Annotated in this window: 4 protein-coding genes; all 4 read right to left on the bottom strand. The window is 56.2% G+C overall.

Annotated elements, in window-relative coordinates; genetic code table 11:
- Positions 1-16 precede the first annotated feature (16 nt).
- On the bottom strand, positions 17-745 hold the full coding sequence (locus Pla100_RS21595; RefSeq protein ID WP_146580081.1) for a hypothetical protein: 729 nt from the start codon (positions 743-745) through the stop codon (positions 17-19).
- Between the two features lie 607 nt (positions 746-1,352).
- Positions 1,353-3,131: a serine/threonine protein kinase gene (locus Pla100_RS21590; RefSeq protein ID WP_146580079.1), complete on the bottom strand. Its 1,779-nt coding sequence runs from the start codon at positions 3,129-3,131 to the stop codon at positions 1,353-1,355.
- An 8-nt stretch (positions 3,132-3,139) separates the two neighbouring features.
- Positions 3,140-10,540, bottom strand: coding sequence for a hypothetical protein (locus tag Pla100_RS21585; protein WP_197168137.1), 7,401 nt, complete (start codon positions 10,538-10,540; stop codon positions 3,140-3,142).
- A gap of 105 nt (positions 10,541-10,645) precedes the next feature.
- Entirely contained in the window at positions 10,646-13,276 is a 2,631-nt protein-coding gene (locus Pla100_RS21580) for a protein kinase domain-containing protein (protein WP_146580075.1), read from the bottom strand.
- Positions 13,277-13,374 lie beyond the last annotated feature (98 nt).

The raw sequence follows: 13,374 nt of genomic DNA, 5'->3' as shown, positions 1-13,374 counted from the left end.
GACACGCCGGGCGGATCTAAAGGCCTCGAGCGACTCGCGAGAGGAGACTGCCAAGAATCGCGTTCCCCAAATCGGTGCCGTTTGATTGAAAACGATCGTGCGGCGACGGTGGAAGCGGTCGCGAATTCGAGAAACGTGAACCTGGTACGACATAAGCGGGGGGCGTTGGACTTCGCAATGATGCTTGAGGAGGGAGCGTCGGCACCGGTGCAACTCGTGGTACAGGAGCGTATGCGTTTGGGAATGTCGGTGAGTTCAACGGCGATGAACTAAACGGATGGACGCAATCAGGACGACCGAAGTCTCCTCGGTAGCCGGATCGGTAGGCGTATGTTTGTAATAATCGCACTTCATTGGCAAGTAAACGATAGGCGACTTCGGCCTCGTTCCAGCACGGTCCGAGCGCCGCTCGGATGATCGGGCAACCGCTTGCGAAAACGGCCTCAGGGACTCGCTGGTGCAACGATTGAACTTCGTTGAACTCGTAGAGCACTCGCGAGAGATCGGAAACTCGCCGGGTGGCACTGCGCAGGTCCGATGTCTGATCTTCGAGCCGGTCGATCAAACGAAGCGAGAATCGATCGATCGTACGTACTCGATTCGCTTCGTCTTCGAAGTGAACGATGGCATCCCGGTATTGATCAGCCGCCAAGTAAAGTGACCGTGCGTCTTGGGCGGATGCGGACGTCGAGCAAGTGACGATCAATGCGAACGAGCCGACAAGGGAAGCGAGCAAGAGTTTCATCTGCGAATTCCTTTCCGTCTCCGTTGGAGAACGGCGATTGAAGTTCCAAGGCCATCCGTGATCCAGTCGCCCGATCCTGTCCGGGTGACGAACCGACTCAACGCGATCGGCGTGCCAAGGGTCCCTTCTTGTTCGACGGGTTATTTGCAAACCATTACTGGGCATAGGCTTACAACGGCATCAGGAAGTCCGGGGAGGTCGCACCGTTGAAGGAAATATGGAGTCAAAAAGATTGCGCGCCATCATCGAGACGGCAGTGAGTTGACATCACACTGAGCTCGCTCCGAACTCAAATCCGCATGGAATCGTCTCTCGTTGCGTTTCCTGGCTTGCGGGCTGTTGATTTAATCGTAACCCGATGCGTCAGCGAGGGATTGAACGCCATTCATTCTCTTTTAAGTATCCCTCGCTCACCGGGCTGTTGATTTAGTCTTCATCGAAACCCGAAGCGTGAGCGCGGGATACATACAAAGGACTTAATGGCGATGAATCCCTCGCTCACGCTTCGGGTTACGATTCAATCAACACGCCCTCACGCATCGGGTTTCGATGAGAACTAAATCAACAGCCCGCTAGGTGGGAAATCCGATGTCAATTCCCATTACCGTTACTTGACTTCAAAAACGTCGTCGGACTCGAGCGTAGGAACGAAGCCGGACGACTCAGGTAGTGCGTCAACGGGTCGGCTCGCCCTGGTGGTTGGGAGTTCCGTCGCCGGAACGGTTTCTTCTGCGACCGAGTCACCGCCAAGCGAAAGCACGATCATTCCACCGATCAGGACCGCCGCCGCGATACCGCCGCCGACAATCATCGCCAATCGCCGCGCGTGAAGACGACTGACGCCGTCGTGAGGACGGACGTCGATCTTGGTTTCCACCTCGGTGCCCACCTTGCCCCATAGTTGTCGTGGGTTGACCGGTGATTTGGGTAGCGAACGAAACGCGGTGCGCAGTGATTGCCGCAGATCCGTGTACGAACCGAATCTGGCTTGAGGAGCCTTGGCCAGCAATCGCTGCAACAGTTGATCGATCTCGTCGGTGACTCCAGCCACGGATGGCTTGAGTGCTTTGACGCGTTCTTCGCGGTGGGCGATGACGGTTGACAACGATTCATCGCGTGGAAAGACCGCTTGGCCGGTCAAGCAAAAATGCAACAGGCAACCAAGACTATACATATCCGCGTGAGCGGGTTTGGATTTGTCGCTTGTGAGGGATTCCGGAGCGGTGTAGTCGAGGTGATGCTTCGGAAGCCACTGAATCAATTGGTTGGTCTTGAGCAAACGTTGTTTCCGAACCGAAACGACATTGGCCAAAATCAGGTCCCTCACATAGATATCACCGGTCTGAGTCAACCAAACTTTACGAGGACGCAGTTCCTGATGAACGAGTCCGGCGCGCAGCGCCGTTTGCAAACCTTTGGCGAGACTATCAATGCAATAAATAGCTTGGTGCGGTGACAGCGGACCGTGTTTGCTGACGAAGGCAAACAAGTCTTCGCCGGTAATCAGTTCGGTCGCTTGATACAGTCGATGATCATGTGAACCGCAGTCGATCACACGTGGATGATACTCCAACGACAGACGCGAGACTTTATTGAAAACGGATTTGAGAACACCAAGTTCTTTGTCGAATTCCTCGTTCAGTCGCGTCAACACGACGACTTCGCCCGAGCTGATTCGGGAAGCGACGTAGGTATCTCCCCAACTTCCGGTGCGGAGGTGTTGGTCGAGTAGGTAGGGGCCGACGACGAGTTGGTCGGCTTGTCCCTGGTTCAGAAAACCGGACTGAAACGGGGTAGCCCCTCGTTGCTCGATGACTTCCTGCAAAATCTCATCGGGACTTCGGACGACTGACAAAATACCAAACGGGTTGCGACCACCGGACTTGGCGGGAACCCGCTTGGGGGCAGGCGACGTCAGCGGACTTGACGCGTCGGCGGGTGAGGACTGCCCAAACCCCATTGATGCCAAGTCGACGCCCTGGAGCATCTCGCCCGCGATCGACGCGGCGTCGCTCGGTTGGACTTCGGCGGCAACGTCGGCCTCTTCGATCACCTCTTCAACTTCGACGAGTTCGACGTCGTCTTGCTCGGCCGCGTCGCGCCGGTTCGCGGGCAGCGGTTGACCGCTGCGTAGTGCCTCGAGGTACCGTTGCCGAGAGCGAGGATCGAGCAAGCAATCGCGGGCGTCGGCGAAATCGAGCAACAATGCGTTGCACTGCTCGGCAGCATCGCCATATTGATAAACGCTCACTTTCGCCACGCGCCGGTAGTAAGCGGACTTGATCCGGACCTCGTTGTCTTCATCCTCCTCGACACCCAGCAATAGAAAATAGTTGGGCGGACACGCCGACTCAGGAATATCCAGCCAGTGGGTGTAGGGGTTCATGGTGTCAGTTATTGGCTCACAGCAGTAGTGGTTTCACGGGCTCGCAAAGGTTGAGATTGCAATTCGATGATTGGGAAAAGTTCCCAAACCTTAATGCGATTCTCCTCGCCACAGGTTGCTGCGAACGCAGGATACTCCTTGCCGGGATCCGGATCGGACAAAGCCACGCCGACGATCGGGCCGGTATGGGCAGGTCGCTCAGGCAGATCGTCAGGTCTGCGATCGGATGCTTTGATTTGTCGCTCGGACTCCTCGTCGATCGTGATCGCAAACTTCTCGCCGGTGATTGCGTCCCAAATATAAGCCATGCCGCGATCGTCGCCCATCATGATCCACCGCCCATTGTCGCTAATGGAAAAAATCGGCTGGCCGTGTTGCGTCGTCAGGTAAGGGATGTCCCTCTCGATACTGCCATTGGCAAGATTGATGATCGAGAAACCGCCTTTGCGACGAACCACGATCTTCTTCACACGCGAACCGCTCGGATCCCGGTCTTGGCGTCCGTAGCGGTCGGAGTTGATAAACCAAACCGATTTCGAACCGATGCTGTCGAAGAACGGTTCCTTGTCGTTGGTGACCATGAATTGCGGCTTCAGCAGCGCCGGTTTGAGTTCGTCGTCCAACTTCCACCCGGTGAAACGGTATTCTTTCTTGTTGTAGTTGCCGTGAGCGATCAATAATTCATCATCTGGAGAGAAGGCTAGCGTTGTAATGCCGGGCGATGCGTCGGAGACTCGGGTGGCATTGCCGTTTTTTTCTTCGATCCAGGGCTTCGCGTGACGGACTTCTTCGATCAGATTCAATTGCATCGTTTCGATATCTGCGACAAACAGTCGATGAACAGATCGTTCACGAACCGCGAATGCGATTTTGGAATGCTTACTGGCGAACGCCATTGCCGTAATGATGCCTTCGAAACTTCGGTACTGAGAAACCGGTTTGACCGTTTCGCTGACGAGTTCGGAGATATCGAATAGTTTTAAGATATCGCTCTCAACCCGATTGCCGCCTGCGGTGCCGATGGCAAGGAATTGTTTGTCGCTGTCTTTCCAGTTGGTGGTTGTCCAGCTTTCCGCGGTCGAGAACTTTCGTGAAGAGCCGTCTTGGTTGAATAGCATCATTTGCGGAGCACTGAATACGCCCGCCGCTTGTGGCAAGGCATAAAGTTCCTTTATGCTGAGGTCCTCAATCGACCAAGCATGTGCTTGAAGCTGAGAATAGCGATAGTCCCAACTCAGCAGTGCGCCGTTATCACCGTCGGTCGAGTCAGGGTCCTTCTCCTCGACAATGATGTTCCCATCTTCGTCTAACTTGTTTCGATTGGTATCTTGTTTCTTATCCGCGATCGCCCTGATCTCATCGGGTTTGCGGTATCGTCCCAACTTTTCCTTAACCGGTTCGAGCGACGAAGGCCTCGCCGCATAAAGAAAACGGTCCGAGAAAAGCAATTCCACGGGGCGGAACGTTTTCTCAAGTCCGAACTTGAAGTTCGTCGGCGCGGCGAAATACAGATTGCTAAATCCGCCTGAATAGGTCGCCTGAATTTTGGCCATTTCGGTAGCGACGATCTCACGTCGACTCTTGGCCAATCGGCGGCGTTCTTGGGAAAGCGATTCCGCGGTCGAGGTATCGGTTTGTTCCATCGAGAGGATGCGATTGAGACTTTCCTTGGCGATCGACTTGGCCGCTTCATTGCCTTCGATCAAGTCGAGCACACCGATCGCGTTGGCCGTGTCGGCCGTTCCAGCGATGAGCGCTTGCCGGGCTGCGTCCCAGGGGTCTTCCTCGTCGGCGTTCTCGTCCAACCGTGGCGGCTCGACGTCGCGAACCTCAGTCGTGTCGGATAGCCCACCATCGGGAACCTCTGCTCCGGGTGCTGGCAGGCTCGACGGGAAACGCCACGATCGAATCGAACGATCGGCACCGCCACTTACGAATCGTCCTTGTTCTTTCAGCGGTGCGATCGCGGCGATCGAGCCGGCGTGACCTTTGAAACGAGCGATTTCGCGATTCTCGTCCAAACTCCATGCACGAATCAATCCGTCCGAACCACCGACAACCAAGAACTTCGAGTCGGACGTGAAGTTGGCCGACGTGCTTGGTACCGTATTGGCAACGACCAAATGCGGTGGGATCGGTCCTGTCGCTCCGTTGATCGCGGAAGTCTTCCATACAGCCGTGGAATTTTTTTCGTCTTCAAAAACCGCCAACGCGTACTGTCCATCTGCGGAGATCGTCGCGAACCGCACGTTGGCTTGGACTCCTTGAAAACGAGCCTGTGGACTTTTCAGTGCCGCACGGTTCCACAAACTGATTTCACCTTTCATGGTTGCGGCGAGCAAGTAACGATCGGCACCATGGAAGCTTAATGAGATCACCGGATCGTCAGCGGCTTTGACTTTGCCCAACACTGAAATCGCTTGCACAGTGACGTTTCCTCCGGCGTGTCCGAGCAGCAGTCGGCTGTTGTCCGATGCGAACGCGATCGAATTGAGTCCTTCCACGGGCGGCATCGCTTCGAGGAGTTCGCCTGAGGTGCCGTCATAGACTTCGCAACGTCCGTCTTGAAAACCGACTGCGATTAATCCGCCATCTCGAGAATAAACCACTTCGGTCGTTTGGCCGGTCAAGGAGATGGTTGCTTGAAGTTGTTGGGTAACTGTTTCCCAAATCAACAGAGCATGATTGCGGTCGGAGGTTGACTCACCGATCGCAGCGACTCGGACACCGGTGGGATGGATTGCTAGTTTTTGCACGTTGACTTCGCCGGCTTCCAGTGATCGAGGGGTCCCCTGAGTGACCGGCACCATTTTCACCCGGCGGGTTCCGTCGGCAACGACGGCAAAGGAACCATCGGGCAGGAACCCGATGTCACTGATTCGCGACAACGTTCGATCCACTTGATCCCTTCGCGTCTTCGCATCGATCACGGTCAGGTTCGCGTCCGTTTTCGACGCCACGACGAATTGAGTGCCGCCGATCGGTTGTATCATGCCGACGCTGAGGCTACTCGGGACGACTTGGGCCGGCTTGTCCGGAGTCAACAAATCATAGACCACGACTTCGCCGAGATCGTTCACCGCATAAAGCCACTGAACGCTTTCGTCAACGCTGATCGCGGTGAGCCCCAAAGCGCTGCGACTGGAAAGCTTCACCGGAGCCCCCTGAGCAGGAACAATGAAGATGGTGGAATCCTCATTGAGGACAGCAAACTCTCGGCCGTTGGTGAGCGTGACGACTTGTTTCAAACCGCCACCGCCGACATTAATTCGGCGGATCTCAGCACCGGAAGTCGCCTCCAATTCCAGCAATTGACCGGTTGACGAAATGATAACTAAACGACTTCCGTCTGATGCCCAAGCCATTCCTGTCGGGCGTCCGTCGAGCGACGCGGTCCAGTCTGAAGAAGGGATCGGGAGCGATCGGAAGTTACCATCTTCGGTTAAGAACCGAACCGTGTCCGCATTCCAGTGCACCATCCGTTTTATCGGCTGGGACAATGAGAGTTGGGTGATAATCGAACCAGACGCCACATCGAAAACAATCAAACGCCGTTCGTCAGCGGCGAGTAATTGCGATCCATCGCTTGAGAACAACAGATGACTGACGGATTGGATCGGCAACTGCGATCGAGATAACGATTGACCGTTTTTGTCCCAAACGGTGAGTTGGCCGATTCGGTCGCACGTCGCTACGCGATCACCTTTGGGGGCGAGGGTCATCGTAGTGAACGCAATATTTCCTGATTTCAACTCGGCGGTTTTGGTGCCGTCTGGATTGAGTAGTGAGACCGAGTTGGCCAACTGAACTGCTAACGTCTCGCCATGGATTTCAGCCAACGATACCTTTCCATTGACTTCATATCTGCCCGAGGCGGCAGGGGGATTGCCGACCGATGGCACGTCGGAGGCATCGACCCACTTCGTCGTGTTGGCCTCAAAATCAACCGCAAGAACTTTGCCGGTTTGCGAGCCTAGGTCATGCCGGACGAACACTCGCGTCGCCGATTGGAGATTGATTTTGACTGGCTTATTCCACGGTGTCGGCACCCCGCCGGTTGCTCGAACCAACACATTATCATCTCGTTGTCCAGGAACGATTCGGGCGACGGAACCGTCTTGCATCGCGACGGCGAAATGAGGCTCATTGGGCAGCGAGGCTAAACCAACGATCTTGGCCGGTAAGGGCGGAAGCTCTTGAGCGATGAACATGCCCGACCCGTTCTCGTTACCACCGACGTAGCGAAGGATTTTCAGATTGGTTCCGTCTTCAGCGAACGCCACGAGTGAACCGTCATCGCAAGCGGCCGTCTCGGTTGCCTTGTCTACTGTTGCGATCGCCGGGGCAGCAAGCCGCATGACCGTGCCATCGCTCGCCATGGCTTCGATCAATCCGTTCTCCCCTACGGACAAGGAGATCACCTTACCCTTCTTCGGAGCCTTCATGGTTTGAACCGTAGCCACGTGAAAAGAACCGCCGGTCGTGATCCATTCGGATTGATCCGTCAACATCGCAACGCGAGTCTGAGACGAGTTACGATCTGTCGCGGCGATGTGAGTCACCTTGCCTCGCATCGATAACTCGATGGCAACGGGTGCCGAGTCGCTCGGTCGGAGACGTGAGACCGTTCCCGCTTCTGTGGCCAAGAAAACGTCCTGACCGGCGACAGCAAAATCAATGAACTTCGCTTCACCGGAATCGTAACGAGCGTTGGCTTTCTCACCGGAGAAGACTTGGATTCGGGAATTCGAGTCGCGAACGACCACGCCGGAGGAATCCGCCAGTACGAACATTTTTGAAACAAGGGCAGACGTCTTCCCGAATTCTTTCAATTCGGTAACGGAAGAATTTCCAGCCTGATCAACGGGAATAGAAACGATCCGTTGGTCGGCCAAGGCCAGCAACAAACGCTGGGAAGTTTCATCCCATGCGGCGGCGGTCGCTTGGCCTAATGAGTCGGGAAGTTTCGCTAACAACTCAGCTTGATTACCGGAGAGTCGATAGACCGAAACGCCCGAATCGTCGCTGGCTACGATTCGATCCGCATTGCCGGAGACGGCCAAGGGCTTGGATCCAGAGGGAAGCGAAAGTTCGTCTGCTTTTTCGCCCTGAATCCGCCACCACTTCTGCCCAGACTTGGCAAGGGTGAGCTCCGGTGCAGAGGTTGGTAGCACTTCGGACCATCCAGCGTTGGCGATCGGAGTGAACACACTCATTGATGCGAACTGGCCCACCGCTGAGCCGCGACCTTGTTCGTCGATCATCGAGGTGACATCGACACCCTGGGCCTGCGATCGAATCTTCCTGTTTCCTGCCACGACAATGCGTCCGGCGACTGAACCATCTGCGGCCAGACGAACCAAGGGTGTTGGTTCTGGGGTTGGAGCGACGACGGCGTCAGCGGGAGCGGTCGCTTTCTTTGCATCATTCTTGCCACGGAACGCTGTAATCTGGATCGAGCCAGACGCATCGCAGACCCACACGCGACCTTTGGATGAAAGTGAGACGGCGGAGATCGCTTCACGCATCGAACCGATCTCGGCTTTCTCAGGTGTGGTATTCGGGATCGAACATTGCCAAGACCAGACTTCACCTGTGGACGTTCCGATCAATGCCAATCCCGAATCGATCGAGAGGGCCGTGACCTGTCCCGACGGCACGCGAGAGGAACTGAGGGTCTCGGCAGCGGCACCGCCGGACGGGTTGTGACGCAAGTACGTTAGTTGGTTGCCTCGAGCGACGACCGATTCGGTACCTGATGAACTCGAAGCAGCGATCTCGCCAGCGAATGTCGAGAGGTTGGTCGGTTGAAGTTGCGGGTAGGGGGAAACTTGGATCTTGCCATCGGCCGTTGCCATAGCGAGTATCGAGTTGAACGAAGTCGCTCGCTTGGATCGCGGTGCGGTCGCAATGTGGGTGATTGTCTCTTTGCCAACTTGTGTGACCGCGATGACTTTCTTGTCTCGAGTCTGGTAATCGATACGACCTTGATCATCAGCCAACGCGACGACCTCACCATCGTTTGCGAACGCCACTGCAGTCAACTTGCCGCCGGTGCCCGACAAGGTGTGACGTCGAACCGGCTTACCGTCGGCGAGTGAATAGAGATCCAAGTTGCGATCACGGCTGACCACCCCTACCGCGTCGTCCCGGTTGGCCGCGACCAACAGCGGGGATGGTTGCAGCGTCTTGATCTCGATTTGGGGTGCGATCGGAAGCGACCATCGAAACAACTCCCCGCCTTTGGTTGCCGTCAACAGCGTTTTTCCATCGTTGATCAACCCTAATCCGATGATGGGTTCTCGATGCGCCTGGAATTGCGACTTGACCAATTGCTCACCTTCGGCGATCCACATGGAAACTTGGCCCTGCGCATCGCCGACTAAAATCCCTTTGTCTTGGTAACCGGCGATCAGACAGGTTGGCGAAGCGGTCAACTTTCCATCGGGGAATTCACGAGCTTCGTAGTTTTTTTTGCCTAGTGACCAAAAGAGAATCCGGTTGTCCGGCGACGCTCCCAGAACCAGTTGATCGTTTTGGTACGACTTCACGGCAATGAATGAAGACGCGTCGCTGGTTAGTTTTAAAGGTTCTTCCATGTTGTTGGACCACAGCTTGACCATGCCGTCGGCACCGGCGGTCGCGACCAAATCTCCGGACCGATTGATCGCCGTTGCCGTCACCGGACCTTCGTGTCCTTTCCGCGGCGGTGCCGCGTCGCGGCGCTGTTGCCGGCTTTGTTGAAAACGGTCGAGGCCTTGTTGTTGACCAAGCGGAAAGACCTTAAACGTGCCTCCGATCCCTCCAACGATCAAGCGAGAACCGTCGTCATTCATGGCCATTGAGAACGGCGTAATATCGGGATTGAAAACTTGGCGTATCAGTTGTTTGGACTGGACGTCAAAGATCCCGATCGATTGGGTCGCACCCGTGTAGGCGACTGATTCACCGTAGCGACTGAAGGCGAGCAATTGATCCCGAGGCGGCAAGTTGGCCAGCTCGGTCGGCAGTTCCGACGTGGCAGGACCGCTGGCAACCATATTTCCCGTGGCAGAAGATTCAGCACTGGCCGCAGGGGACGATTCGTTCTTGGCCGGTACCGGCGCACCGGCGGCCTTGACGACGTTTTTTTCTGCTGGTTTGGTCTCTTCTTTGGGGGCGTCGGCGGGCGTATCTTCGGCTGGAGCCTTGTCAGCCGCGACTTCGGCCTTCGCCGGTTCCACGGGTTTCGCTTGCGCTGCGTTTTTCTCCTGTTCGGCTTCGTCTGCTTTCTCGGCGCGGTTCCGCGCAGCACGCTCCTTGGCGATCCGCATCATTTTGTCCTGGGTGCTCTCACCGCCGCATCCAGCAGGCAACGTACACAGTGACGCGCACAAAAAGAGCAAACAAAGACGTTGAAAGAAGAGCATATTGGCACCGATTGAAACGAACGGATTTCTCCGAGTGATCCTATCTTGATGCCCGATCATCGAACAGGAACTCCGCCGCGAGAGTTCCGATTCTTAACACAGTCTTTACATCAGCGAGCGGAGTCGTTCGACCTCCGCTTCTCCAAGGGATTGCGAACTTTCCCGGCGAACGGTCCGTGAGGCCACTTGGAACCGCACGCGGCCTTCTTCATCCATCTCGATCGACGCGTCCATGGGCATTTCATGCCCGGTATTCGCTTCGATTTCGTAACGTTCGAAGGACGTCCAGGCATGTGAAGAACGCTCGCTCAACCGTACCGTATCGGTTGTTCCGAGGGTCTCGACAAGCGTTACCTGCAGCGATTCACTGGCAGCGTCAAAAGTCGTGTCCGATCGCTGGAGCTTGCGTTGAACCGACGCGGGCAAGGCGGTCAGCCGGGGGATTAGCAACACGTGCTCATCGGCCGACTGCAGTCCGACGTTATGCGCGTTGCAGGCAATTAATCGAGGTTGACGGCGGGGATCGGTGCCACTGAGATAGGTCCAAGCCGCAACCGAACCGGCGATCTCGGCGGGCTCGACCGGGATCGGCTCGGCTGCCACACCGAAATTCTGGAGCAAACTCCGGATCGGAAGCGCGTGAGTCAGTTTTCCGATCGTCAGGCAAGCGTTGACCTCGTCCCCGTCGACACCGGCTTCAGAGAGCACCTGAGCCAACATCTCGCCAAATCCCTGGATCAAATCCCCGCAAGAGTTGACCAACATTCCCGGCGTCAGGACGCCTTTGATCTTACGTCCGTCGATCTTGACTTCAAACGGCGGCTGAGGGTCCTTATCGAGTTGGTCGATGGCCCGTTCGATCCCGGACAACTCTGAAATCAGCTGAGTCTTCAGTGGTTGCCCGGACGTGATCGAACCGCCACTGCTGCTTTGCCCCATCTTGGCAACACGTTTCTTGACCCACTTGAGCATCCGGCGGCTAAAACGATGGCGATTCGATCGGGAGTCGCCCACGACGGACAACATTTTGATCCGACCGGAAGTCACCGCGAGCAGACTGATTTCCATCACCAAATCATTAATCGTGACGACCAACCAGTGCCCGGCCGGAAGTCGCGGGGCCGAGCCTTCACCATCGGCTCGAAACGTAAATTGACTCAGCGCCGATGCCAGATTGCGATCGATCAAATGAATCGATGGTACTCCGCAGGCCCGAGCGGCCAGCATGATCCGTTCCCGCGCGGCGCGCCCGAACGAGGACGGGACCGTCAAGGACGCTTCGAAAACGCTATTGGCAGGTCCGACCATCGCGGAACGCTGGAAAGCACGACGAAACAAGCATGCCAACGGCATCGAAGACGGATATTCTTTGCCATCGATTGATAAGCTTGGCTGCTTGGCGATCAGCGATATCGCGTTGCCACATCCTGCTCGTCCGTTCGCCAATCGCACCAACGCCGCTTGACCGATGGCCCATCCTTGCGATTGAGAGACCGCGAAACAGGCATCGATTGAACTGCTGTTGTCGTCCAACGCAATCGTCACGGCGGTCGGTCCCGATGGAAGGGCCAAGTCGTCCGATTGCAAACCCTCGCCGAAACCACCGGCGGTCAACTGGTGACCGCCCAAGTCGATTCCGACTTGATAACAAGACGTGATTTCGCGGGTCTCAGCCGTGCCGTCCCTCGCGTCGCTCGTCGAAAACCCGCCCAACGTTTGCGAGACGATGGGCGAAGACGAAACGACGTGCGTTGATGATCGCGTCGCGTGATTGCCCGACGTGTTCAACAGGCGGCCGCGAATTCTTGTTAACCGTTCCACGACTTCGTTCATGCTGGCGCAGCGATCGTGGATCTGCTTGCCCATCATTTCGTTCATCAACGCTTGAACGTCGGCGATCACTGGCTCGGATGCTAACGACTCGATCGCACTCAACTGGGGTGGTGGCGTGCCGCAATGGGCTCGCATCAACTCAAAAAAGCTGCCTCGAAATGGTGGTGAACCCGTTAGCAATTGATGCAACGTGCAGCCCAGCGCGTAGACGTCGATCGACTCCGTCAGGTCGCGTCCTTCGAATTGCTCGGGAGCCATGAACTCGGGCGTCCCACAGATTGGGCGACGCTTACCGCCCTGTTCGTCATCGATCAATTCGTGTGAGAACGCCGCTAATCCCAAGTCCAATATCTTCAACTCGCCGTCATGGGCAAGCATCATGTTGCCCGGTTTGACGTCACGGTGGATGATGTTGTTCAAGTGAGCGTGAGCGAGCCCCTCGGCGGCGAACTGGACGCACTCAAGCGCATCGGCCAGCCCCATCGGGGCACCGGGTGTACTGAGTCGGTCGAGCGAATGGCCGTCGACATATTCCATGACCAAATAAACAATCGTCTCATACTGGCCGGCATCAAACGCGGTCACGATCCGAGGATGCAACAAGCGGGCAACAGTGCGTATTTCCGCGAGGAATTGTTCTTGCGCCGATTCGGCCTCGGCCATGTTCGCGTGCAAGACTTTGATCGCAACCCGCCGCTGCATCCGCCGGTGTTCGCCTTCGAATACGACACCCATGCCGCCCCGACCGATCAATCGAGTGACCGAATACTCCCCCATGTCGAATGGCAGCGGAGCTTCAGTCCGCGTTCCGTCGACAATGTCACCGAGGAACTGAGTTTGCGATTGAGAAGGACACAGCGGTGCCCCCCAAAGGCTAGCGGGCTGTCGGTTTAGTGTATCCATAACATGAGGGGACAGTACCCTGTTCGCTTGAGTTGAAAGGTCTGGTATTCTTTAGCCTCACGGTCACGCCGCCGGAACCAACTCACCAAGGAAGCGAC

Source organism: Neorhodopirellula pilleata, assembly GCF_007859915.1.
GTDB classification, from domain to species: domain Bacteria; phylum Planctomycetota; class Planctomycetia; order Pirellulales; family Pirellulaceae; genus Rhodopirellula; species Rhodopirellula pilleata.
This window is presented reverse-complemented; position numbering and strand designations above follow the sequence as displayed.